Below are 23,854 nucleotides of genomic sequence, written 5' to 3'. Positions count from 1 at the left end.
CTGCCTTGGCCGACCGCACGACAAACTTGTCCCAAAGCCAGGCGCGGGCCGAGATCGTACGCAGCGTCCGATCTCGAGGCGTCATAACCGGAACGCTCGCCGAGCTCCTTCGAAGTGGAACTGCGCGAACTTCGCAGCGAATATTGAGGACGGTTTGCGGGTGATCCAGCGCGAGGGGGCTGGCGTTGCTAAGCCTCACGACGCCACCGTTTGACGACGGCCTCAATGTCTGAGCGTTGAATGGGCGGCTTGGCCCAACCATCGGCGAACTTGATGTCATTCGAGTCGGGAAGCTGTTGCTCGCTGAGTTCGCGGATCTTGATCCTTGCGGGAATAGCGGCAGCTTCACCGACAAAGACGGCCTCCCGCCGCACGAGTGATGGCAGCAGCTTGGTCAGGCCAGCAAGACTATCAGGTAGGAAGCGCCCGACGTGCTCCTGGTCGGCGGAATTGGTGAGGCGAAGGATCACCCAGCTGTTGCACTGGGAGAGAACCGTGCTCTCGACATCCGCTGGGCGTTGTGAGACCAGCATGAGACCGAGCCCGTACTTACGGCCTTCACGCGCAAGACGCCGAATGGCCACCTGAGCGGCCTCGTACTCCGCCTGCCCGTGGTTGGGCACGTAGCGGTGCGCCTCTTCGCAAACGAGGAGCACGGGATCGCGTTCTCGCTCCTCGCGCGTCTGCCAGACTTTGAATTGGAAAAGCAGCCTGGCGATGACCGCCGCGAGCGGGCCGGCGACCTCGTTTGGGAGGCCGGAAATATCAACAATCCTGATGTCCTTCCGCTCGTTCGCTGCATCCTGCCCGACGAACTGCGCAATGATCTCAGAAAGCTCGGCGTCGCCCTCGGCGTAATTCTTGAGCAGGAACGAGAGCCGTGGATCAGCGCGTAGGACGTTCAGCTTGTCCAAAATCGAGCGATGCGATTTGGAATCCGTGGCCGACTTACGTTTGATTACGCCCTTTGCATCCGTGGTCACGCCCTGCTCTTCGAAGATGTGAGCGACGAATTCGTCGAGCGAGAACGGGAAAGGCAAATCTCGGTCAAATGCGGCGACCCTTCCGGCGTCTTCTTGCTTGATCGGACGCGGATCGTCCGGCGCCTTGTCCGTGGTCTGATTGATCCAGCTTTTTGCGGCTTCGATGAGCTTCAGATGGACCATGCGAGCATGGGCAAGCGCCTTGTAGACTATGTTGTTCTGAGACGTGGCTTCCTCTTCGGTCTTGCCAATGACTAGCGAGCGGAACTCATCGCCGGTCATCAGCCAATACGGCAGCCGAAGGATTGGCCGGGCAGCTTCTTCGCCTCCGGCGCTGGAGTCATAGGCCCTATAAACAGTCGCACGGTCTCCAAAGGCCTTGGCGTACTCACCATGGGGATCGATCACCACGATACGTGGACGCCATGTGCCGCCCTCGATGGGTTGGTTGAGCAATCCGTGGAGCAGAGCCGCGACCGTCGCGGACTTACCGGAGCCCGTGGACCCCAGAATGGCGCAGTGCTGGCCGAACATCTTGTTGATGTTGGCGCGAGCGACGGCGGCTTCGGCGCCTACGTAGCGGCCGATCTCAACCATGGGGTCCTCGCCGTCCCCACGCTGCTGTTCTGCAGCGGTGAAGAGGGCCTGCACCTCCTGATGCGACATCAGGTAGACCCCTTGGAGGGGCAAGGGATAGGTCGTCACGCCACGACCGAACTGCAAGTTGCCCTGATTGGCGTGCCAGACGCCCTCGCCGAATAGATCGATCTCCATGATCCGCTGGTCGCGCTCGGGCGGCACCGGAGGGCCACCGCCTTCGAGCTGCATGTCGGACCGCATCCGTAGAAGCCGGACATAGGCGAAAAGAATTCGCCTGCCGAAATGAACCTTCACGACGCTGGCGATCTGACCGACCGCATAAACCCGACCTTCGTAGGTGCGGTTAAGTTCGGTGATGCCGCCATCGAGTTCGACACGGGCGGCCGTTCCAGAAACCTCAATGATTGAGCCGATCCTAAGATCGGGAACGACGTCGAAGGGCCTCATTCGGCACCGTCTACAGCAGTTGCACCCTCTACGTCCGTGATGGGTGTGGGGAAAGCCACGACATTGTCTTCCGCCTGCCGTGGGCCGTCGCTGAGGAACTTTGTCACTCCCTCGAAGGTCCACCAATCATGCGTTTCGGCCTCGTGAGCGAGGTTCGTGGTGCTGCCGTGGTAGAGGCCTTTGTCGGTTAAGACGAAGATTCGGTTGGCCCAAGGTTTGTTCGCCATCCAATCGGCGAGCCTCTCCGGTAGTTGAGATGCTGCCGCCTTTTCCTGCTCACGGACAAACGCCACCAGGACCGTCTTGCAGTCGGGCTTGGCCATGGCCTCCTCGATCTGGAGGTCGACGTGTTCGTCGCCAAAGCTGTAGCCGCAGATCGCAAAGACCATCGGCTGGGGCGAACGCAGTGCCTCGCGCAGCTTCTCGAACAGTGAGGCGAAAGGGTCGCGCTGGGTGGCCACGTATTTGGTAGCTTGCGGATAGATCAGGACGTTGCCGGCTCGATCGGGATAGCTGCACCCCTCACGACAGCGGATCACCGATCCGTTGCCTTCGGCGTGCCAGTCAATCGAGCCGTGTAGCTTGATCAAGTGAGCGGCCACACGCCCGCCGGCGCCATTTTCCGCATAGGCTGTTTCGGGTGCCCAATAGGCCATCGCCCCGCCGCTGAACCCATCGGCGAAACTGATCCGCTCCAAGGCCAGCGCATCCTCGATAAGCGTATCATAGTTCAGGGTGAAGAAATGCACGGGACGCAGGGGCCGGCCCACCTTATCGCGAGCTGCAAAAAGGGTTCTCAAAAAGTTGCGATGGTGCTCGACCTTCACGACATGCTGCCCTTCTTCGGCGACCTTCGGAGCTTCGCCGCCCTCTCCAGGCAAATAGCCACGCTGGATCACGTCGCGGATCGCATCACGAATTCCGCCGTGCAGCCCCCGCAGCGTCTCCACCCCATAGCCCGCTCCGTCGATAGTGACCGTTTGGTCCCTCGACCTTTCCGCCAGAGCGATGAAGTCACCGAGGTGGCTGAGCACGTGTTCGATATGAGCCTCGTCAGGCAGGCTCGACCTCAGTGACGCGAAAAGCGCATGATGATCTGCACCCGCATCTGCATAATTCGCCGCAACCAGTTCGGTGAGCGGATACATCAGTGGGAGACCTGAGCGGCAGCTGATGCCGGCGCCAAAGAGCCAAGCCTGACGCTCCGAGGTGAGGTGTGCCGTCACATCCTCGACCGCTGCATCGAAGTCCGTCGTCATCTCGTACCTTCACACTCGGGCCGAAGGTCATATGCTCGACTGAGCATGCTATCGATACAAGCACGACCTTGAACTCCAACGTGCATTTTTCCGGGCTCACCTCCCCCCGGAAAGGTGACCGACAGCGTTAAGTTCACCAACTACGGCGGACCCTTCATTTGCAGAGCCAAACCCCGGAAAACGACCGCTCCGAAGGAGGAGAAGAAGAGGCAGAGCCGCACCAGGTCCGGCTAAGCTGGCTGCTCCGTGCCCAACACCGGACCTTCTAAAGGTCACTTGTGGGTCAGGCGTAGCCAGTCGCCGAAAGCCGCTTGGCGGCTGAAACGCGAAATTAGCAGATGGCGACCGCGGCCTGACTTCGGACGTCCCGGGCGCCTGCTATGGTCATGATTCGGCTGTTCTCCTTCGGTGAGGAGCTTCGCGCCAGGGCCTCAGGCGTCATCTAAGAGTCCTCCGAGTGCCGCCAGAAACGACTTCACTTCCCCGCCGAACAGAGCGTCAGTGTCGACGTCGTTGAGGGAGGTTTGGGCGTGTCGTCGAAGAAGCTCGGGAAGGTCTGCCTGCAGGCGATGATGCACCGGGTGGTGGAGAGCGGCGAGCGAGCGCGCGGCGCGCAGGAACTGTTGAAGCTCGGGCGCTTCGACGAGGCGATGGACATCGCTTACGACATCGAGCCGCTGCTCTATGAGGCAAACCACCTGATGCAGAGCGCCAGCCTCCTCAGGAGCGCCAGCAGGCGGAGAGAGAAGAGCGAGAAGGAAGCTTAAATCCACCTAGCGACCGGCAGGCCGGGCTTCTCCGGCGTCTTCTCCTAGCCCCGCGCTCGCGGGGTCGCGTCAGTGGCGGCGACCGATCGCCGCCTTCAATGATGAAGGAGAAGGTCTCATGACTAACGCAACCTCGTCCGCATGCACCATCAAGCTTACCGACGCGCAGCTCGTCCTGCTGTCCGCCGCATCCCAGCGCGAGGACAGCCTCGTGGTCCTTACCGACGCGCATCCCTCGGTCGCGCGGACCATCGCGGCGCTGCTGCGCAAGGATCTGCTGGCGGAGTTCGTCGTCCAGCGCCGGCAGCCGCACTGGCGGCAGGACGAGAATGGGAGACCCGTCGGACTGAAGCTCACCAGGCTCGGCTATGCCGCGATCGGGGCCGAGTACGAAGAGGCTGCTGAGGAGGAGGCTCCGCCCGCCGTCGCTCGGATCGACTCCGTCCGCTCCGGCACCAAGCAGGCGATCGTGATCAATCTGCTGGCGCGGCCGGGCGGGGCCACCCTAGGCGACCTGATCGACGCCACCGGCTGGCTGCCGCACACGACGCGAGCGGTGCTGAGCGGCCTGCGCAAGAAGGGTTTTGATCTCACCTCCGAAAAGCCGGACGAGGGCGAGCGTCGCTACTCCATCACGGCAGCGGCTCAGGCCTCGGCCCCGTGACCATGCGCGGCGATCCCGTGAAGATCGAAGTCGAGCTGGCTCGTCTAAGCGAGCTCGACTTAGCAACGCTGAAGGCGCGGTGGCGCAGCGTGACCGGCCGCGCTGCGCCAGCCGGCGTCCAGAAATTGCTGCTGCTGAAGATGCTGGCTTATCGGCTGCAAGCGGAAGTCTTCGGCGACCTCGATGCGGACACGGCGCGGTTCCTCGATCGCGTCGCTTCGGATCGCAATCTTGCGGGAGCGAAGACCCTGCCGCTGCCCGATAAGGCGCGGGCAGGGCAGGGGGCGATCTTCGTCCGCGAGTGGGAAGGTCGGGTCCATCACGTCATGCACATGACGGATGGCTACGCTTGGAACGGCTCGACCTACCGCAGCCTGTCCGAGGTGGCGCGGGCGATCACCGGAGTCCGCTGGAACGGGCCGCGCTTCTTCGGACTGCGCGACAGAGAGAAAGCGGCGTGAGCCGCGCTTCGGCGAGCACCAGTAACACACGCCGCTGCGCGGTCTACACCCGCGTCTCCACCGACCACCGTCTCGAGCAGGACTTCAACTCGCTCGATGCGCAGCGGGAGGCGGCGGAGGCTTATGTCCGCAGCCAGGCCGGCGAGGGATGGAAGCTCATCAGGAACGGCGTGTTTTCAGACGGCGGCTTCTCAGGTGGCTCGATGGAGCGTCCTGCGCTTCAGCGGCTGCTTGATCTGGTGCGATCGCGCAGCGTCGACGTGATCGTCGTCTACAAGGTCGATCGCATGACCCGCTCGCTCGCCGACTTTGCCAAGCTCGTGGAGCTGTTCGACGCAAACGGCGTGTCATTCGTGTCGGTGACGCAGTCGTTCAACACCACGACCAGCATGGGGCGGCTGACGCTCAACATGCTGCTATCCTTCGCCCAGTTTGAGCGGGAGGTCACGGGCGAGCGCATCCGGGACAAGATCGCGGCGTCGAAGAAGCGCGGCATCTGGGTGGGCGGGGTCGTGCCGCTCGGCTATCGCGTTGAGGCGAAGAAGCTGGTCATCGCCGAGGACGAAGCCGCCACCGTCCGGCTGATCTTCGAGCGGTATCTTGCGCTGGGGTCACTCTCAGCGCTGCAGCGGGAGCTTCGGGAGAGGGGCGTCGTCACCCGCGCGCGCAGTCTCGCCTCAGGCAGAACGATCGGCGGCGTGCCTCTTACCAACGGACCGCTCGCGCATCTGCTGGCGAACCGGGTCTACCTCGGCGAGATCAACCATAAGGGCCTGAGCTATCCGGCCGAGCATCCCGCGATCGTGTCGGCGGAGCTGTTCGCCGCAGTCGCCGCCAGGCTTGCCGAGAATCGGAATAACACTCGGACGCAGCGGGCGAGCTTGAGCGCACTGCTGCTCGGCCGGCTGTTCGACGATCGCAGAAACCCGATGACGCCGAGCGTCACCAACAAGAAGGGGATCCGGTATCGCTACTATGTCTCCTGCGTCGTGGCGCAGGGCAGGGGAGCCGACGCGGGATCGGTCAAGCGCATCTCGGCGCCGGCGATCGACAGCGCCGTCATCGCGGCGCTTCGTGCGAGATCATCGTCGGGCGCTGATGACCGCACGCTGATCGACGAACATCTGAGCCGAGCCAGCCTCTCTAGTGATGCCATCGAGCTCCAGCTCACTGATGGGGATGTGATTCGAATCGCGTCACCCAAACGATCGAGCGGGCGAGGCATCATGGGCCTTACGGACGCAGCTGCTCGTCCGATGAAAGCCGAGGCGCGCGCGGTCCTGCTGAGGTGCATCGCGCTCGGACGCCAATGCATCGTGGAGCTCGCGCGCGGGCTATCGGTCGATCTGGATCAGCTCGCCGCAAAACATGGCTGCAGCCGGCGGCACGTCGAGCGGATGATCGACTACGCCTTCCTCGCGCCGGACCTCGTGAAGGCCATTGCTGATGGTTGTCTGCCGCGCGGCGTCACCGCGAAGGCGCTCGCCGACGCCCCGATGCTGTGGTCCGCGCAGTGGCGGATGATCGGGCTCGAGCAGCCCTCAGCCTGAGCCTCGAATCCTTCCACGATCGCGTTGTGGATAAGCTCTGCGGCTGGCGGTCGGCCGCGCGCTCCGATGACGCCGCGAGTGCATCGCTCGCGCCGTACGACATTGCTCTCGGAGTGCGGAGACGGGAGGCGCTTGCGCGGCCTATTGAACCGCTCAGCCGAGGTCAGAGACAGCCGGAGGGGCGCACCCGGCAGCTAAGCCACGGAAAAGGCGGCACTATCCGTGCGGCCTGGAATATCCCGAGTTTTCAGAAAGTGTCTGGTGGAGCCAGGCGGAATCGAACCGCCGACCTCTTGAATGCCATTCAAGCGCTCTCCCAACTGAGCTATGGCCCCACCGGGGTGCGGTCGAAGGCGGGCGTTGGGATCGCCTTCGGCCGGACGTCTCGCGCCTCCTGGAAAGGCGCTTCGCCGGATCGCTCCGGCCAGTCGCTGCGTCGGCTAGGCCGGCGCGGCGCATCTCTCATCACGTTTCGGCGCGCCGTTCAAGCCTCGTCGTCTTTTTCGCGGTCGCCGATGATGTCCGTCATGTCGTCGTCGCTGTCCTCGTCCGGCTCGAGGAAGGTCTCGTCCGGCTCGTCGTCCCCGGAATCGATCTCGACCTCGTCGTCGTCCTCGGACGTCGCGACCTTCTCCGTCGCGGAGGCCTCCTCGTCGGCGTCCTCCAACGAGATCGCGTCGATGTCCTCGTCGGCGTCGAGCTTCTCGACGTCCTCCTCCTCGTCGACGACCGCCGCCTTGTTGCGGGCGGCGTCGGCCTTGGCGGCCCGGGCCACCGCGGCGCTCGACATGATCACCGTGGCGACGAAGGTGGCGCCGCATTTCGGGCACACCGGAGGGTCGCGCATCAGGTCGTAATATTTGGCGCTGCAGGACGGGCAGGTCCGTTTCACGCCGAGTTCAGGCTTGGCCAAAGCGTCATTCCGGGCTGTCGAAGCGAGGCGGTGGATTGACGTGACGGGACCGGACTGTCAAGAGCCAATCCGCAGCCAATCCGCCCGTGCGCGCCTCGCCGCGCCGCAAGACGAAGCGCTTCCGGTCCCGTGTCCTCAGCCTCCGCCGCCGTTTCCGCGCACGCCAGCCGCTCGCCTTCGCTCAGGGGCCGGATCCGGGTCCCGGGCGACAAGTCGATCTCGCACCGGTCGCTCATCCTCGGCCTGCTCGCGGTCGGGGAGACGCGGATCGAAGGGCTGCTCGAGGGCGAGGACGTGCTGGCCACCGCGCGCGCCTGCCGGGCGCTTGGCGCCGGGGTCGAACGTGTCGGGCAGGGCCGCTGGCGGGTCCAGGGCGTCGGCGTCGGGGGTCTTGGCGCGCCGGAAGCGCCGCTCGACTTCGGCAACGCCGGCACCGGCTCGCGCCTGATGATGGGCGTGGTGGCCGGTCACCCGATCGAGGCGACCTTTGATGGCGACGCGTCGCTGCGCTCGCGGCCGATGCGGCGCATCCTCGATCCGCTCGAGCGGATGGGCGCGACGGTCGTCTCATGTGCGGAAGGCGGCAGGCTGCCGCTGACGCTGCGCGGCGCCGAACGGGCGCTGCCGATCGAATATGAAAGCCCCGTCCCGTCCGCGCAGGTGAAATCCGCTGTGCTGCTCGCGGGGCTGAACGCGCCGGGCGAGACCGTGGTGCTGGAGCGCGAGGCGACCCGCGACCATACCGAGCGGATGCTGCGCGCGTTCGGCGCGGAGGTCGCGGTCGAGCCCTGGGGCGCGCATGGCCGGCGCGTCGCCCTCAAGGGCGAGCCGGAGCTGTCGGCGGTCGAGATCGTGGTCCCGGCCGATCCGTCCTCCGCGGCGTTCCCGCTCGTCGCCGCGCTCGTCGTTCCGGGGTCCGAAGTCACGCTCGAGGGCGTGATGACCAACCCGCTGCGGTCGGGCCTGCTGACGACGCTGCTCGAGATGGGCGCCGACATCCGCCTCGAGAACCCGCGCGAGGAGGGCGGCGAGGAGGTGGCCGATCTGGTCGCGCGCGGCGGCCCGCTGTCGGGCGTCGACGTCCCGCCCGAGCGCGCGCCCTCGATGATCGACGAATATCCGATCCTGGCGGTCGCGGCGGCCTACTCCTCGGGCGAGACCCGGATGCGCGGCCTGCACGAGCTGCGGGTGAAGGAGAGCGACCGGCTCGCCGCGGTTCATGCCGGCCTTGCCGCCTGCGGGGTGGAGGCGCGGGTCGAGGGCGACGACCTGGTGGTCGTCGGCCGCGGCGGCGTCCCGGGCGGCGGCCCGGCGATCGCGACCCATCTCGACCACCGAATCGCGATGAGCTTTCTTGTCATGGGTCTCGGGGCGGAGAAGCCCGTCACGGTCGACGACGCGGCGATGATCGCGACGAGTTTCCCGGCCTTCGGGCCGTTGATGCGCGAGCTCGGCGCGGAGATCCATCTGGGGGACGGGGCATGATCATTGCGATCGACGGTCCGGCGGCCTCCGGCAAGGGCACGCTCGCGCGCCGGCTCGCCGAGCGCTACCGGCTGAAACACCTCGATTCCGGCGTGCTCTACCGCGCGGTCGCGCAGCGGATGATCGATCTCGGCCTCGACCTCGCGGATCCGGCGGCCGCCGCCAGGGCGGCGCGCGAGATCGATCCGGCCGGCTTCGGCGACCCGGCGCTGCGCAGCCGGCGCACCGGGGAGGGCGCCTCAATCGTCTCCGCGGTGCCGGAGGTGCGGGCCGCGCTGCTCGACTTCCAGCGCCGTTTCGCGTCCGAACCGCCCGGAGCCGTGATCGACGGCCGCGACATCGGGACCGTGATCTGTCCCGACGCCGACGTGAAGCTGTTCGTGATAGCCTCCGCCGAGGAGCGCGCCCGGCGGCGGGCGCTCGAGCTCACCAGGGCCGGCGAGCCGGTCGACGAGGCGGCGATCCTGCTCGACATAAAGGCGCGCGACGAGCGCGACATGAACCGCGCCACGGCGCCGCTCAGGCCCGCGGAGGACGCCGTGCTGGTCGACACCACGACGCTCGACGCGGACGCGACCTTCGCAGCGGCGGTCGCCGTGGTCGAACGGCGGATGGCGACCGCTGGCTGACGGCCGCCGGCCGTTGCGCCGGAAAGCCTGATCTGGTAACGACGCGCGCATCCGGACGGCCTCGGGTCGGGACCGACGAACGGGCGCGCCTCACGCGCGCTTTTCGCGTTTCCCGGCCGCCATGGCCTCCGGTGGATTCTTCGCGGTTGCTGCGTCGTCGAGCGCCGGCCCGCCCCTAAGCCGGGGCGGCCATCAGGCGCGGCGATCGCGCCGGAATCCCGTTCAACGCCAACGCCGGCGCCGATAAGCCCGAAGACGGGCAGGAGATTGAATGAACGCCACCGCCGCAGCTGCAGCCAACCCGTCGCGCGATGATTTCGCTGCGATGCTGGAAGAGTCCTTCGACAAGCACGACGTCGCCGAAGGCTCGGTCGTCAAGGGCACCGTCACCGCGATCGAGAAGGACATGGCCGTCATCGACGTCGGCCTGAAGACCGAAGGCCGCGTCGCCATCAAGGAATTCGGCGGCCAGGGCCGCGAGAGCCCGCTCAAGGTCGGGGACGTGGTCGAGGTCTATCTCGAGCGCGTCGAGAACGCGCTCGGCGAAGCCGTGCTGTCGCGCGACAAGGCGCGCCGCGAGGAGAGCTGGGTCAAGCTCGAGGTCGCCTTCAACGAGAACCAGAAGGTCGAAGGCGTCATCTTCAACCAGGTCAAGGGCGGCTTCACGGTCGACCTCGAGGGCGCGACCGCCTTCCTGCCGCGCAGCCAGGTCGACATCCGTCCGGTGCGCGACGTCGGCCCGCTGATGGGCACGCCGCAGCCGTTCCAGATCCTCAAGATGGATCGCCGCCGCGGCAACATCGTCGTGTCGCGCCGCACCGTTCTTGAAGAGTCCCGCGCCGAGATGCGCCAGGAGCTGGTCCAGAACCTCGAAGAGGGCCAGGTCATCGAGGGCGTCGTCAAGAACATCACCGACTACGGCGCGTTCGTGGACCTCGGCGGCATCGACGGCCTGCTGCATGTCACCGACATCGCCTGGCGGCGCGTCAATCACCCGACCGAACTGCTGCAGATCGGCCAGCAGGTGAAGGTGAAGATCATCAAGATCAACCACGAGACGCACCGCATCTCGCTGGGCATGAAGCAGCTGCTCGACGATCCGTGGCAGGGCATCGAGGCCAAGTACCCGGCCGGCGCCCGCTTCACGGGCCGCGTCACGAATATCACCGACTACGGCGCGTTCGTGGAGCTCGAGCCGGGCATCGAAGGCCTGATCCACGTCTCCGAGATGTCGTGGACCAAGAAGAACGTGCACCCGGGCAAGATCGTCGCCACCTCCCAGGAGGTCGAGGTGATGGTGCTCGAGGTCGATCCGGTGAAGCGCCGCATCTCGCTCGGTCTCAAGCAGACCATGCAGAACCCTTGGGAGGCGTTCCTCGAGAACCACCCGGTCGGCTCCGAGGTCGAGGGCGAGGTCAAGAACAAGACCGAGTTCGGCCTGTTCCTGGGCCTCGACGGCGACGTCGACGGCATGGTCCACCTGTCGGATCTCGACTGGAACCGCGCCGGCGAGCTCGTCATCGAGGAGTTCAAGAAGGGCGACATCGTCCGCGCCCAGGTTCTCGACGTCGACGTCGAGAAGGAGCGCATCTCGCTCGGCGTGAAGCAGCTCGGCGGCGATCCGTTCGTCGACACCACCGGCGAAATGCGCAAGGGCTCGGTCGTCACCTGCGAGGTGACCGAGGTCAAGGAGGGCGGCCTCGAGGTCAAGATCGTCGACACCGAGCTCACCGCGTTCATCCGCCGCGCCGACCTCGCCCGCGACCGCGCGGACCAGCGGCCGGAGCGGTTCTCGGTCGGGCAGAAGTTCGACGCCCGCATCACCCAGTTCGACAAGAAGGCCCACAAGGTCGCCCTGTCGATCAAGGCGCTCGAGATTGCCGAGGAGAAGGAGGCCGTCGCGCAGTACGGTTCGTCCGACTCCGGGGCGTCGCTCGGCGACATCCTGGGCGCGGCCCTGCGCAAGCGCACCGAGGGCGGCGCGGAGGAGTGATCCTCCGCTTCGCGGCGTAAGCCGACTGACTTTGAAGGCCCGCGCGGAGGTTCCGCGCGGGCCTTTCTCATGTTAGGCCATCGGCTCACGATCAGCGCCGCATCGGGCGGCGCGCTTTTTTTCAGAGCCTGCATCCCATGGCACTCGACACCGACGCGATCCTGGAGCGGCGGGCGTTGCGGCGGCGGCTCGCCTTCTGGCGGGTCGGAGCGGTGGCGCTGGTCGGCGCGCTGATCATCGTCGCGGCTCTCGCGGTTCGCGACAGGTCCGGCCCTGAGGGTCCGCGTGGGCCGCACATCGCCAAGGTCAGCATCTCGGGCGTCATCCTCGACGACGAGAAGCGTCAGAAGCTGCTCAAGGACATCGCCAAGAGCGACGCCAAGGGCGTGCTGCTGATGATCGACAGCCCGGGCGGCGGCGTGACCGCCTCGGAGGAGATCTACGAGGCGGTGCGCACGATCGCCAAGGATCGGCCGGTCGCGGCGGTGGTCGGCTCGCTCGCGGCGTCGGGCGGCTACATCGCGGCGCTCGCCGCCGACCACATCGTGGCGCACAAGACCTCGATCACCGGATCGATCGGCGTGCTCGCGCAGTACCCGAATTTCACCGGCCTGCTGAAGAACATCGGCGTCGAGGTCGAAAGCGTGAAGTCGTCGCCGCTCAAGGCGTCGCCGAGCGGTCTCGAGCCGACGAGCCCCGAGGCCCGCAAGGCGATCGAGGCGCTGATCCTCGACAGCTTCGCCTGGTTTAAGGGCATCGTGCAGGAGCGGCGCGGGCTTGACCCGGCGGCGCTCGCGAACGTCTCCGACGGCCGCGTCTTCACCGGCCGGCAGGCGCTCGGGCTGAAGCTCATCGACGAGATCGGCGGCGAGCAGGAGGCGATCGCCTGGCTCGGCGGCAAGGGCGTCGACACCTCGCTGCCGGTGCGGGAGTGGAAGCCGAAATCGAGCGGTTTTGGCGTGTTCGGCGTCAGCGGCGCGGCCGCGGCGATGGCGGACGCCTTGGGACTGAATTCACTTGCGAATGCGCTCCGCCGGAATGGCGAGGGCGCCGTTCTTGACGGTCTTCTCGCCATCTGGCAACCTTCTTAATAATCATTAATCCTGTAGAAAACGTGTCTTCTTGAGAGCAATCCGGTCTGGGTCGGAGGGAACAATGATCAAGTCGGAACTCGTTACCCGCATCGCCGAGATGAACCCGCATCTCTACCAGCGCGATGTCGAGAATATCGTCAACGCTATACTTGACGGCATCGCCGACGCGCTGGCGCGCGGCGACCGGGTGGAGCTGCGCGGCTTCGGCGCGTTCTCGGTCAAGGCGCGGCCTGCGCGCCTCGGCCGGAACCCGAGGACCGGAGAGCACGTTCCGGTCGACGGCAAGGTCGTGCCGTTCTTCAAAACCGGCAAGGAGATGCGCGTGCGTCTGAACAAGGACGAGGCCGAGGGCGCCAGCGCATGACGTTCCGCCGTTTTCTCGCCGGGCTGATCGGGATTCCGCTCGCTCTCGTCATCGTGCTGTTCGCGGTTGCGAACCGGCAGGCTGTGGTGGTCGGCTTCGATCCGTTTTCGCCGGACGCGCCTGTGCTCTCGGTCACCCTGCCGCTGTTCGCGGTGATCCTGATCTCGCTGATGATCGGCGTCCTGGTGGGCGGCGTCGCCTCCTGGAGCCGGCAGGGCAAGTGGCGCCGCGAGGCGCGCCGCCGGCGCTCCGAGGTGTCGCGGCTCGAGAATGAGCGCGAGGCGGCCCGTCGCGAGGCCTCGATGGCGCGCGCCGCCCTGCCGGCGCCGCAGCGCGCGGCCTGAGCTCAGCCGGCTCGCGCCGGCTCGTTCCGTTCGACGATGATCTTCGCCACGATGGTGAGCAGCGCGATCGCGGCCAGCACGGTCGCGGCCGCGAAGGCGCCGGCCGAGTTGTAATCCTGGTAGAGCAGCTCGATCTGCAGCGGCAGGGTGTTGGTCACGCCGCGAATGTTGCCCGACACCACCGAGACCGCGCCGAACTCGCCCATCACCCGGGCGTTGGTGAGCACCACGCCGTAGAGCAGCGCCCAGCGGATGTTCGGCAGTGTGACGCTCCACAGCGTCCGCCAGCCTGACGCGCCGAGCGTCAGCGCCGCTTCTTCCTCGGCCGACCCCTGCGCCTGCATCAACGGCAGGATCTCGCGCGCCACGAACGGCGCGGTGACGAACAGGCTCGCCAGCACGATTGCCGGATAGGCGAACATGACCTTGATCCCGTGGTCGAGCAGCCAGGGTCCGAGCCAGCCCTGCGCGCCATAGACGAACAGATAGGCGACGCCGGCGACGATGGGCGACACCGAGAACGGCAGTTCGACCAGCGCGATGAGGAGCCCCTTGCCGCGGAACTCGAATTTGGCGATCGCCCAGGCGGCCGCGATCCCGAAGGCGGTGTTGATCGGCACGGCGACGAGCGCGGTCGCGACCGTCAGAAGGATGGCGTGGCGCGTGTCGGGAGCTGAGAGATTGGCCGCATAGGCGCCAAGACCGACCCGGAGCGCCTCGCTGAAGATCACCGCCAGGGGGCCGCCGATCAGCAGCGCCGCGACCAGCACGGCGAAACCGATGATCAGCGTGCGGGCCAGCAGCGAGTCGCCGACTCGCCGGCGCCGTTCGACGCTCATGACGCCCTCGCATAACGCAGCCGCCAAAGCTGGATGGCGTTGGTGATCAGCAGCATGACGAAGGCGGCGGCCAGCATCACGGTCGCGATCGCGGCGGCGGCCTGGTAGTCGTATTCCTCGAGCCGGATGAACACGAGCAGCGCAGCGATCTCGGTGCGGAACGGCTGATTGCCGGCGATGAAGATCACTGCGCCGAATTCGCCGAGCGAGCGCGCGAAGGCGAGGCTGCAGCCGGCCAGGAAGGCCGGGAAAATCTCCGGAAACAGCACGCTGCGGAAAATCCGCCAGGAGCCCGCGCCGAGCGTCTCGGCGGCCTCCTCATAGTCGCCGGTGATGTCCTGCAGCACCGGCTGGACCGACCGCACCACGAAGGGCAGGCTCGTGAACGCCATCGCGACCACGATGCCGAGCGGCGCATAGGCGACTTTTATGCCCAGCGGCTCCAGCAACGAGCCGTACCAGCCATTGCCGGCGAACAGCGCCGTGAGGGCGACGCCGGCCACCGCGGTCGGCAGCGCAAACGGCACGTCGACCAGCGCGTCGAGCAGCCGCTTGCCGGGGAACTCATAGCGGACCAGCGCCCAGGCGAGCGCGAGGCCCAGCACGGCGTTGAGCGCGGTGGCGGCGAGCGCTGTGAGAATGGTGACGCGGAAGGCGGCGAGCGCCCGGTCGCCGGTGACGACGGTGATGAAGCGCGCCGCGCCCATGCCCCGGGTTTCGAGCACGAGCGCCGCGAGCGGCAGCAGCACGATCACGCCCAGATAAGCGAGCGTCAGGCCGAGCGCGAGACGGAAGCCGGGGAGGGGAGAGCGGGGCATGAGGACTCAAGGCGTCGTCCCGGACGGCCCTGCGGCCGCGCCGGGATCGTCGGCGGGAGACGCCTTATACGCAACGCGCTCCCGGATCGCGACCCTTGGGTCCGCGTCCCGGGCGACGCGTCAGGATGGAGGGCTCAGCGGCCCACGAACACCTGGTCGAGCTTGCCGCCGGACGCGAAGTGGGTCTCGCTGGCCTTCTTCCAGCCGCCGAAGACGTCATCGACGGTCAGCAGCTCGACCTTCGGGAAGCGATCCTTGTTCGCCTCCATGATCTTCGGATCCTGCACGCGGTTGTTGAACGAGGCGATGATCTCCTGGCCCTTGGGGCTGTAGAGATAGTTGAGATATTCGGTCGCCAGCGCCCGGCTGCCGCGGCGGTCGACCACCTTGTCCACAATCGCGACCGGGAATTCGGCGAGCAGGCTGACCGGCGGCACCACGACGTCGACCTTGTCGGCGCCGTACTCCTTCTTCACCGCCGCAGTCTCGGCCTCGAAGGTCACTAGCACGTCGCCGATGCCGCGCTCCACGAAGGTCGTCGTCGAGCCGCGCCCGCCGGTGTCGAACACCGGCACGTTCGCGAGCAGCTTCTTCACGAAGGCGTCGGCCTTGGCCTCGTCGCCGCCATTCTGCTTCAGCGCGAAGGCGTAGGCGGCGAGGTAGGTGTAACGGGCGTTGCCGGAGGTCTTGGGGTTAGGGAACACCACCTTGACGTCGTCGCGGACCAGATCGTCCCAGTTCTTCACGTTCTTCGGGTTGCCGGCCCGCACCACGAAGGCGGGCAGCGAGTAGTAGGGCGAGGCGTTGTTCGGGAACTTGCTCTTCCAGTCCGCCGCGACCAAGCCGCCTTTGTCGGCGAGGATCTGGACGTCCAGCTCCTGGTTGAAGGTGACGACGTCGGCCTCGAGGCCTTCGAGGATGGCGCGCGCCTGCTTGGAGGTGCCGGCGTGGCTCTGGTTGACCGTGACGTCGCGGCCGTCCTTGGCCTTCAGATCCGCCGAGAATTGCTTGTCGATCGCGGCGTAGAGCTCGCGGCCGATGTCATAGGAGACATTGAGCAGGGTGTTGGGCTCGGCGGCCCAGACGGGCGACGTGGTGAGGCCGAGCAGGCCAAGCGCGAGAACGGCGCGGCGGACGAACAAGGCGGACATGATGCGGCTCCGAAACGGCCGCCGCGGATGCGCGACGGCGCGGGCGACCGCCCGCGGCTCCGGTGTACAGATGTACATCCTGAATGTCGAATTTAATGTGATGCACATATAATTTGTGTATTAACGAGCTCGTCGGCGCGAAGAACGCATTTCGCGTTGGACCTCCGCGGCGCGTCATGCGAAGCGAACCCGCGAAGGAGCCGGAGCGGGCGATGTCTCTCGAGATCAAGATCTGCGGGCTGTCGGAGCCTCGGACGCTCGACGCTGCGCTCGATGCGGGCGCGGATCTCGTCGGGCTGGTGTCGTTCCCGAAAAGCCCGCGCCATGTCTCGGTCGAACAGGCGGCGACGCTCGCCGCACAGGCGCGCGGCCGGGCCCGGGTGGCGCTGCTCACGGTGGACGCGGAGGATGACCTGATCGCGGAGCTGGTCGCCGCCACCATGGCGGACGTGCTGCAACTACATGGTCAGGAGAGCCCGGAGCGCGTGCGGGCGCTGCGGCTGATTTTCGGCCGCGAGGTCTGGAAGGCCGTGCCGATCGGCGGAGCCGAGGATCTCGCGCTGGCGGAGCCCTATTGGAGCGTCGCCGACCGGGTGCTGTTCGACGCCAGGCCTGCCCCGGGCGCCGATCTGCCCGGCGGCAACGGCGTCGCCTTCGACTGGCGCCTGCTCGCCGACCTTGACCCCAAGCGACCCTTCGTGCTTTCCGGAGGCCTTACGCCGGAGAGCGTGGCCGAGGCCGTTCGGACCACGAGGGCGTCTGCGGTCGACGTGTCTTCGGGCGTCGAGCGCGCGCCCGGCGTAAAGGATCCGGATCTGATCGCCGCCTTCGTGGCGCGCGCGCGGTCGGCCGCCATCCCGTCCAGCGAAAGGTGATCGTCTTGACTGCGCAGCCGCAGCCGAATTCGTTCCGGAACGGGCCCGACGAGCGCGGGCGCTTCGGCATCTTCGGCGGCCGTTTCGTCGCCGAGACGCTGATGCCGCTGATCCTCGATCTCGAGCGGGAGTACGAGGCCGCCAAGCAGGATCCGGTGTTCCACGCCGAGATGGCGTCCTACCGCACGCATTATATCGGTCGGCCGAGCCCGCTCTATTTCGCCGAGCGCCTCACCGAGCATCTCGGCGGCGCGAAGGTCTATCTCAAGCGCGAGGATCTGAACCACACCGGCTCCCACAAGGTGAACAACGTGCTCGGGCAGATCCTGCTCGCGCGCCGCATGGGCAAGAAGCGGGTCATCGCCGAGACCGGCGCCGGCCAGCATGGCGTCGCGACCGCGACGCTTTGCGCGCGCTTCGGGCTCGACTGCGTGGTGTTCATGGGCGCGGTCGACGTCGCGCGGCAGGCGCCCAACGTGTTCCGCATGAAGATGCTGGGGGCGACGGTCGTGCCGGTGCAGTCCGGGGCCAAGACGCTCAAGGACGCCATGAACGAGGCGCTCCGCGATTGGGTGACCAACGTCGCCGACACCTTCTACTGCATCGGCACGGTGGCGGGTCCGCACCCTTATCCGGCGATGGTGCGCGACTTCCAGTCGGTGATCGGCGTCGAGACCCGCGCGCAGATGCAGGAGATGGAAGGTCGGCTTCCCGACAGCCTGATCGCGTGCGTCGGCGGGGGCTCGAACGCGCTCGGCCTGTTCCACCACTTCCTGGACGATCCGGAAGTCGCGATCTACGGCGTCGAGGCCGCGGGCCACGGCCTGTCGGGGCTCAACGCGGCGTCGATCGCCGGCGGCGCGCCCGGCGTGCTGCACGGCAACCGCACCTATCTGCTGATGGACCAGGACGGCCAGATCGAGGAGGGCCATTCGATCTCCGCCGGCCTCGATTATCCCGGCATCGGCCCGGAGCACGCCTGGCTCAACGATGTCGGCCGGGTGAAATATCTCTCGGCGACCGACGACGAGGCCGTGAACGCGTTCCAGGTCCTGTCCAAGCTCGAGGGCATCATCCCGGCGCTCGAAAGCGCCCACGCCATCGCCAAGGTGCTCGAACTCGCGCCCGGCCTGCCGAAGGACCATCTGATGGTCGTCAACCTCTCCGGCCGCGGCGACAAGGACGTCCCCCAGGTCGCCGAGCTTCTGGGAACCAGCCTGTGAGCCGAGCAGAATCGGTCGCGGCTCTTCACCTCTCCCCGGCGGGGAGAGGTCGCCGCGCAGCGGCGGGTGAGGGGGCCTCAGCGTCCCGAAAGCTGAGCTACGATCGCCTCCAGCACGCCGTCCAGGTTTTCGTAGACATCGACGTTCGTGACGCGGATCACCATAAATCCAAGGCGCTCGAGTGCGTCCGCTCGCGCCGCGTCCCGCGTAATCTCCGCCCCGCCGCCATGCGTCACGCCATCAACCTCGATCACGAGCTTGCCCGGAAGGGTTACGAAGTCGACGACGTAGCGATCGATCGGATGCTGTCGCCGGAATTTCCAGCCTGCCAGTCTGCGGCCGCGGAGCGCCTGCCACAGCCGCGCCTCGGCGCTTGTCTCCCGCGCCCGCAGCGCTCGCGCCCTGTTATGGAAGCCGCTCATCCCCCTCACCCGCTCGCTTCGCTCGCGACCTCTCCCCGCCGGGGAGAGGTGAAGGCCCGCGCCACGTCCTCCCAGGATTCGAATATGATCGCGGCCGCCGCCGTGCGTCACCTCTCCCCAGCGGGGAGAGGTCGCCGCGCAGCGGCGGGTGAGGGGGCTTGGCCTCGGGAGAGTTGCGCATGAGCGCCCGCATCGACGCGCGTTTCGCGCTAACGGCTCGCGAGGGCCGGGCGGCGCTGGTGACCTTCGTCACGGCGGGCGACCCGGACCATGAGACCTCGCTCGAGATCCTGCGCGCGCTTCCGGGCGCGGGCGCGGATGTGATCGAACTCGGCATGCCGTTCACCGATCCGATGGCCGATGGGCCGGCGATTCAGGCGGCGGGGCTGAGGGCGCTCGCGGCCGGCGAGACGCTGGCCAAGACGCTAGACCTGGTGCGCGCCTTCCGGGAGCAGGACGACAGCACGCCGATCGTGCTGATGGGCTATTACAACCCGATCTATGTGCATGGCGTGCAGCGCTTCCTCCACGAGGCGCGAGAGGCGGGCGTGGACGGGCTGATCGTGGTCGACCTGCCGCCCGAGGAGGACGAGGAGCTCTGCCTTCCGGCGCTGCAGGCGGGCCTCGCCTTTATCCGGCTGGCGACGCCGACGACCGACGACGCGCGGCTGCCGGCGGTGCTGAAGAACACGGCCGGCTTCGTCTATTACGTCTCGATCGCCGGCGTCACCGGCGCGGCGACGCCCGACTTCAACCTCGTCGCCGGGGCCGTCGCGCGGCTGAAGCGTCACACCGCGCTGCCGGTGGCGGTCGGCTTCGGGGTCAAGACGCCCGAGCACGCCGCAGCGATCGCCGCCGGAGCGGACGGCGTGGTGGTCGGCTCTGCGCTGGTCGACGCCGTGCGCGCAAGCCTCGACGCTCAGGGCCGCGCCACGGAAAAGACCGTTCCGGCTGTCACCGATCTCGTCGCCGCGCTGGCGGCCGGCATCCGCCGCGCCCGAGCCGCCGCGTGAGCGACGACCGCGCCGAAGGAGTTTCCAGGCCGATGAACTGGCTGGTCAATGTCGTCCGTCCGAAGATCAACAGTCTCTGGACGCGGCGCGAGAGCACGCCCGAAAACCTCTGGATCAAGTGTCCGGAGACCGGGCAGCTCGTGTTCCACAAGGACGTGGAGGCCAATGACTGGGTGATCCCGGGCTCCGGCTACCACTTGCGCATGGGCGCCAAGCGTCGCCTCGTCGCAACCCTCGACGCCGGGTTCGAGGACATCGGGCTGCCGGACGTCGCGGCCGATCCGCTGCGCTTCCGGGACGAGAAGAAATACGCCGACCGCCTGAAGGACGCCCGCGCCAAGACCGGGATGTCGGACGCCGTGAAGGTCGCGGTCGGGACCATCGAGGGCGCGCCCGCCACCGTCGTGGTGCAGGATTTCGACTTCATGGGCGGCTCGCTCGGCATGGCGGCCGGCGAGGCGATCGTGCGCGGCTGCGAGACCGCGGTCGAGCGCGGCACGCCGTTGATCCTGTTCGCAGCCTCCGGCGGCGCCCGCATGCAGGAGGGCATCCTGTCCCTGATGCAGATGCCGCGCACCACCGTCGGCGTCGAGATGCTGCGCGAGGCGCGGCTCCCCTACATCGTGGTGCTGACCAACCCGACGACCGGCGGCGTCACGGCCTCCTACGCCATGCTGGGCGACGTCCACATCGCCGAGCCCGGCGCGCTGATCGGCTTCGCTGGTCCGCGGGTCATCGAGCAGACGATCCGCGAGAAGCTGCCGGAGGGTTTCCAGCGCGCCGAATATCTCAGGGACCACGGCATGGTCGACATGGTGGTCCACCGCAAGGACATGCGGGCGACGCTCGCCCGGCTCTGCCGGCTGCTGACCAAGGCGCCGTCGCCGGCGCTCGCTCCGGCCGAGCAAGGGTCCGACGAACTCCAGGCGGCGGCCGCCCACGCGTGAGCGCGCTGCCAGCCCGGACCGCGTCCCTCGGACCGAGCGACGCCTATCTGGAGCGCTTCCTCGCGCTGCACCCGAAGGAGATCGATCTCTCCCTCGGCCGCGTCGAGGGGCTGCTGGCCGCGCTCGGCCGCCCGCAGGATTCGCTGCCGCCTGCGATCCAGATCGCCGGCACGAACGGCAAAGGCTCCACCACCGCCTTTCTTCGGGCGATGCTGGAGGCCGCCGGCAAGAGCGTCCACGTCTACACATCGCCGCATCTGGTGCGGTTTCACGAGCGCATCCGGCTCGGTTCGCCGGGCGGCGGCGGCTTCGTGGACGAGGACCGGCTGGCGGAGACCTTCGAGGAGGTCGAGCGAGTCAATGACGGGCGCCCGATCACGCTGTTCGAGATCACCACCGCTGCGGCGTTCCTGCTGTTCGCCCGCAATCCGGCGGACGTGCTGCTGCTGGAAGTGGGGCTCGGCGGCCGCTACGACGCCACCAACGTGGTGACCAACGCGCTCGCCGGAATCATCACGCCCGTGAGCCTCGATCATCAGAAATTTCTCGGCGACACCCTCGGCGCGATCGCGCACGAGAAGGCCGGCATCCTCAAGAGCCTGGTGCCGGCGGTGATCGCGCGGCAGGAACCGGAGTCGCTGGCCGCGATCGAGCGCGAGGCCGCGCGGGTCGGATCGCCGCTCGCGATCTCCGGCCAGGACTGGCAGGCCCGCGAAGAGCGCGGCCGGCTGGTGTTCGAGGACGGCGACGGGCTGCTCGACCTGCCGCTGCCCCGGCTCGTGGGCCGCCACCAGATCGAAAACGCCGGCGCCGCGATCGCCGCACTGCGCGGCCTGCCGGGCCTCGGCGTCGGCGCCGGGGCGATCGAGGCCGGGCTCGGCGCCGTCAACTGGCCCGCCCGCATGCAGCGCGTCGCCGCGGGCGCCTTGCACGAGCTCCTGCCGCAGGGCGCGGAGCTCTGGCTCGACGGCGGCCACAATCCCGACGGCGGTCGCGCCGTAGCCTCCACCCTCGCCGAGCTCGACGAACGCTCGCCGAAGCCGATCGTGCTGGTGGTCGGCATGCTGAACACCAAGGATTCCGACGGCTTTCTGGAGGCGTTCGCCGGGCTCGCCGGCCGCGTCTACACGGTGCCGATCGGCTCCTCCGCCGCAGCCCTGCCGCCGGAAGAGGTGGTCGAGGCGGCCGAGCGCGCCGGCCTCGCGGCCGAGGCATGCGTCTCAATCGAGCAGGCCCTGACCAAGGCGGCGCGCGCCGCCGGTCCGGTTCCGCCGCGTGTGCTGATCACCGGCTCGCTTTATCTCGCGGGCGACGCGCTGGCTGCGAACGGCACGCCCCCGGCCTGAGCGTCGGCCGGTCCCGAGGCCTCAGATCGCCTGTGTCGGCAGCACGCGCTTGCGCAGCCGCCGGCCATGCTGCAGCAGACGTTTGGCGCCGTTCGCCATGCGCAGCCGGAACGTGTCCGCCGCCATTCTCCGGGCGGCGAGCTCCAACAGTTCGGCCACCGCCGGCGTCGCCGCGAGCGCAGCGCCGTCATAATAGGTCCAGCTGTCGGCCTCCGACTTGAAGATCCGGTCGCCCTGCGGGAGAGGCCGCATCTGCGGACGAAGCTTGGCGAGCAGCCGCTCCTCGAGCGCCAGCGTTCCGGCGGACTGGCGGGAGATTTCCAGGGTCCGGCGCGCGGCCGCGCCCTCTGTCCGCACCGTCTCGACGATCATGCGCCGCTCCTGCTCCGACGTCAGGTAGCGGACGCTCTCGCCGATATGCAGCGTCTCGCCGCCTTCCATGTGCGGGCTTCGCGCCGACAGCAGGCGGATGAACTCGGTCATCTCGATCGGCAGCCGCTGGTTGGCGTCGGCGTCTTTGAGCGGCTTCAGTCCCGAGACGCCGAGAATCTCCTCGCAGAACACCGAGAAGATATCGAGCCGGCGCCGGGCGATCTCGTCATAGAGCAGGAAGCTGTAGGGCAGACCGCGCCGCATCATCGGCTCGATCTCGATCAGCGGATTGAGGATTCGCGACCGCTCGTTCTTCCGCCGGTGGCGCTCGACCCAGCTCGGCAGATCCTCGGTGGCGCCGAGTTTCACCGCCTGGGCCCAGAGCGAATACATCACGCTCATCGGATCGCGCAGCGCATAGACGAGGCGGAGCTCGTGGGGCCGCGCAATCTCCCGCAGCGCCTCGTAGTGCTGCGGACGCCAGCGCCGAAAGCCTTCCGAGGACAGCAGGACGTCGAAGCCCTTGCGGGAGGCTTTGACGATGCGGACCAGATCGGCGCGGGCCGAGCCTTCGCCGGCGATCAGGTGCTCGCGGTGGTCCGAAATGTCGTGATGCGCGACGCCCACGCGCTCGCCGGTGGCCGGGTAGAGCCAGCCGCGCCTGCGCAGGGCGCTCCGCTGCGCGTGGAAGTTGGTTTGCAGATAGGTGGTCGCGGTCTTATGCGGCCCGACATGCAGAACCATCATCCGCGGCAGGCTCCTGGCGCGGCTGCGCGCGCAACGAAAAAGCTCTCCGGCCAGGGCCAGAGAGCTTTCTGCAGTCGGGTCGGTCGCAGCGGCGCGACCTCGATCAGACGGAGGTCTCGATCCAGCTGACGAGCTTGGACTTCGGCGCCGCGCCGCGCTGGGTGGCGACGTGCTGGCCGCCCTTGAACATCATCAGCATCGGGATCGCCGAGATGCCGAAACGGCTCGCCGTCTCAGGGTTCTCGTCGACGTTGAGCTTCACGATCTTCACCTTGCCGGCCATCTCATTCGAGATTTCCTCGAGCGCCGGCGCGATCGCGCGGCACGGGCCGCACCACTCCGCCCAGAAATCGACGACGACGGGTTCGGCCGACTTCAGCACCTCTTGCTCGAAGGTGGCGTCGGAGATCTTGCCGGTGGCCATGAAAAGCACCTCTGTGTGAGAGCGGCCAAAATGCGCGGCGGCCTCTCTGTTTCGCAGCGGAAGGTATGGAGGCCCCCCGTGAGCGTCAAGCAAGGGGCCTTCGCGGCTGCGCCGCGGCAGGCGC

24 protein-coding genes and 1 tRNA gene are annotated in these 23,854 nt (G+C 67.4%); 15 read left to right on the top strand and 10 right to left on the bottom strand.

All coding sequences use genetic code 11. From position 1 onward, the window contains the following. Positions 1-188 precede the first annotated feature (188 nt). Entirely contained in the window at positions 189-2,030 is a 1,842-nt protein-coding gene (locus tag VM780_RS04290; protein WP_325445468.1) for an ATP-binding protein, read from the bottom strand. Then, positions 2,027-3,289 (bottom strand): SIR2 family protein, encoded by a 1,263-nt coding sequence (locus VM780_RS04285; RefSeq protein ID WP_325445466.1) that lies wholly within the window; start codon positions 3,287-3,289, stop codon positions 2,027-2,029. Before VM780_RS04285 ends, VM780_RS04290 begins: the two co-directional genes overlap by 4 nt. A 530-nt stretch (positions 3,290-3,819) precedes the next feature. Here VM780_RS04285 and VM780_RS04280 point away from each other — a divergent pair. The 4 genes from VM780_RS04280 to VM780_RS04265 all read left to right on the top strand — a co-directional run bounded on the left by VM780_RS04280 (position 3,820) and on the right by VM780_RS04265 (position 6,731). After that, positions 3,820-4,056, top strand: coding sequence for a hypothetical protein (locus VM780_RS04280; protein ID WP_325445464.1), 237 nt, complete (start codon positions 3,820-3,822; stop codon positions 4,054-4,056). Positions 4,057-4,174: 118 nt separating this feature from the next. Further along, positions 4,175-4,720 (top strand): DUF3489 domain-containing protein, encoded by a 546-nt coding sequence (locus tag VM780_RS04275; RefSeq protein WP_325445462.1) that lies wholly within the window; start codon positions 4,175-4,177, stop codon positions 4,718-4,720. Between the two features lie 17 nt (positions 4,721-4,737). Next, positions 4,738-5,181, top strand: a complete 444-nt coding sequence (locus VM780_RS04270) for a DUF2924 domain-containing protein (RefSeq protein ID WP_325445460.1) — start codon at positions 4,738-4,740, stop codon at positions 5,179-5,181. After that, the gene (locus VM780_RS04265) at positions 5,178-6,731 is read left to right on the top strand and encodes a recombinase family protein (protein WP_325445458.1); all 1,554 of its coding nucleotides are present in this window, start codon (positions 5,178-5,180) and stop codon (positions 6,729-6,731) included. Before VM780_RS04270 ends, VM780_RS04265 begins: the two co-directional genes overlap by 4 nt. 259 nt (positions 6,732-6,990) lie before the next feature. Here the strand turns inward: VM780_RS04265 and VM780_RS04260 are convergent. Then, positions 6,991-7,066: transfer RNA gene (locus tag VM780_RS04260), tRNA-Ala, on the bottom strand. A gap of 149 nt (positions 7,067-7,215) precedes the next feature. After that, a complete protein-coding gene (locus VM780_RS04255) occupies positions 7,216-7,644 on the bottom strand; it encodes a TIGR02300 family protein (protein WP_325445456.1) in 429 nt (142 codons plus the stop codon). A 129-nt stretch (positions 7,645-7,773) separates the two neighbouring features. Between VM780_RS04255 and aroA the strand changes: the two genes are divergently transcribed. From aroA to VM780_RS04225, 6 genes are all read left to right on the top strand, one after another. Further along, a complete protein-coding gene (gene aroA, locus VM780_RS04250) occupies positions 7,774-9,129 on the top strand; it encodes a 3-phosphoshikimate 1-carboxyvinyltransferase (protein ID WP_325445454.1) in 1,356 nt (451 codons plus the stop codon). Next, the gene (locus VM780_RS04245) at positions 9,126-9,758 is read left to right on the top strand and encodes a d(CMP) kinase (RefSeq protein WP_325445452.1); all 633 of its coding nucleotides are present in this window, start codon (positions 9,126-9,128) and stop codon (positions 9,756-9,758) included. Before aroA ends, VM780_RS04245 begins: the two co-directional genes overlap by 4 nt. Positions 9,759-10,029: 271 nt before the next feature. Continuing rightward, a complete protein-coding gene (gene rpsA, locus VM780_RS04240; RefSeq protein ID WP_325445450.1) occupies positions 10,030-11,751 on the top strand; it encodes a 30S ribosomal protein S1 in 1,722 nt (573 codons plus the stop codon). 137 nt (positions 11,752-11,888) lie between these two features. Continuing rightward, entirely contained in the window at positions 11,889-12,842 is a 954-nt protein-coding gene (gene sppA, locus VM780_RS04235; RefSeq protein WP_325445448.1) for a signal peptide peptidase SppA, read from the top strand. Positions 12,843-12,882: 40 nt separating this feature from the next. Then, positions 12,883-13,209 carry an integration host factor subunit beta gene (ihfB, locus tag VM780_RS04230; RefSeq protein ID WP_325445582.1) on the top strand — a complete coding sequence of 109 codons (327 nt, stop codon included), beginning with the start codon at positions 12,883-12,885 and terminating at the stop codon, positions 13,207-13,209. Further along, on the top strand, positions 13,206-13,553 hold the full coding sequence (locus tag VM780_RS04225; RefSeq protein WP_325445446.1) for a LapA family protein: 348 nt from the start codon (positions 13,206-13,208) through the stop codon (positions 13,551-13,553). Before ihfB ends, VM780_RS04225 begins: the two co-directional genes overlap by 4 nt. Positions 13,554-13,555: 2 nt before the next feature. Here the strand turns inward: VM780_RS04225 and cysW are convergent, their stop codons facing one another. The 3 genes from cysW to cysP all read right to left on the bottom strand — a co-directional run bounded on the left by cysW (position 13,556) and on the right by cysP (position 16,361). Then, positions 13,556-14,392 (bottom strand): sulfate ABC transporter permease subunit CysW, encoded by an 837-nt coding sequence (gene cysW, locus VM780_RS04220; RefSeq protein ID WP_325445444.1) that lies wholly within the window; start codon positions 14,390-14,392, stop codon positions 13,556-13,558. Further along, on the bottom strand, positions 14,389-15,210 hold the full coding sequence (gene cysT / locus VM780_RS04215) for a sulfate ABC transporter permease subunit CysT (RefSeq protein WP_325445442.1): 822 nt from the start codon (positions 15,208-15,210) through the stop codon (positions 14,389-14,391). Before cysT ends, cysW begins: the two co-directional genes overlap by 4 nt. 134 nt (positions 15,211-15,344) lie before the next feature. After that, positions 15,345-16,361 (bottom strand): thiosulfate ABC transporter substrate-binding protein CysP, encoded by a 1,017-nt coding sequence (cysP, locus tag VM780_RS04210; RefSeq protein WP_325445440.1) that lies wholly within the window; start codon positions 16,359-16,361, stop codon positions 15,345-15,347. Positions 16,362-16,573: 212 nt separating this feature from the next. Between cysP and VM780_RS04205 the strand changes: the two genes are divergently transcribed. Continuing rightward, positions 16,574-17,236 (top strand): phosphoribosylanthranilate isomerase, encoded by a 663-nt coding sequence (locus VM780_RS04205; protein ID WP_325445438.1) that lies wholly within the window; start codon positions 16,574-16,576, stop codon positions 17,234-17,236. Between the two features lie 5 nt (positions 17,237-17,241). Next, a complete protein-coding gene (trpB, locus tag VM780_RS04200) occupies positions 17,242-18,459 on the top strand; it encodes a tryptophan synthase subunit beta (protein WP_325445436.1) in 1,218 nt (405 codons plus the stop codon). A 77-nt stretch (positions 18,460-18,536) separates the two neighbouring features. Here trpB and VM780_RS04195 read toward each other — a convergent pair whose 3' ends face one another. Beyond that, positions 18,537-18,881, bottom strand: a complete 345-nt coding sequence (locus VM780_RS04195) for an endonuclease domain-containing protein (RefSeq protein WP_325445434.1) — start codon at positions 18,879-18,881, stop codon at positions 18,537-18,539. Between the two features lie 179 nt (positions 18,882-19,060). On the opposite strand from VM780_RS04195, the gene trpA reads away from it, so the two are divergent. The 3 genes from trpA to VM780_RS04180 are packed head-to-tail and all read left to right on the top strand — an operon-like array spanning position 19,061 to position 22,187. Continuing rightward, entirely contained in the window at positions 19,061-19,894 is an 834-nt protein-coding gene (gene trpA / locus VM780_RS04190) for a tryptophan synthase subunit alpha (RefSeq protein ID WP_325445433.1), read from the top strand. Between the two features lie 32 nt (positions 19,895-19,926). Further along, the gene (accD, locus tag VM780_RS04185; RefSeq protein ID WP_325445431.1) at positions 19,927-20,841 is read left to right on the top strand and encodes an acetyl-CoA carboxylase, carboxyltransferase subunit beta; all 915 of its coding nucleotides are present in this window, start codon (positions 19,927-19,929) and stop codon (positions 20,839-20,841) included. Continuing rightward, a complete protein-coding gene (locus tag VM780_RS04180; protein WP_325445429.1) occupies positions 20,838-22,187 on the top strand; it encodes a folylpolyglutamate synthase/dihydrofolate synthase family protein in 1,350 nt (449 codons plus the stop codon). The genes accD and VM780_RS04180 overlap by 4 nt, the downstream gene beginning before the upstream one ends. Positions 22,188-22,208: 21 nt before the next feature. On the opposite strand, the gene VM780_RS04175 is transcribed toward VM780_RS04180, so the two are convergent. Together VM780_RS04175 and trxA are read right to left on the bottom strand one after the other, a co-directional pair. Beyond that, a complete protein-coding gene (locus VM780_RS04175) occupies positions 22,209-23,306 on the bottom strand; it encodes a hypothetical protein (RefSeq protein ID WP_325445427.1) in 1,098 nt (365 codons plus the stop codon). A 103-nt stretch (positions 23,307-23,409) separates the two neighbouring features. Beyond that, the gene (gene trxA / locus VM780_RS04170) at positions 23,410-23,730 is read right to left on the bottom strand and encodes a thioredoxin (protein ID WP_325445425.1); all 321 of its coding nucleotides are present in this window, start codon (positions 23,728-23,730) and stop codon (positions 23,410-23,412) included. Positions 23,731-23,854: the final 124 nt, after the last annotated feature.

This window comes from Hansschlegelia sp. (genome assembly GCF_035538955.1).
Classification (GTDB): domain Bacteria; phylum Pseudomonadota; class Alphaproteobacteria; order Rhizobiales; family Methylopilaceae; genus Methylopila.
This window is presented reverse-complemented; position numbering and strand designations above follow the sequence as displayed.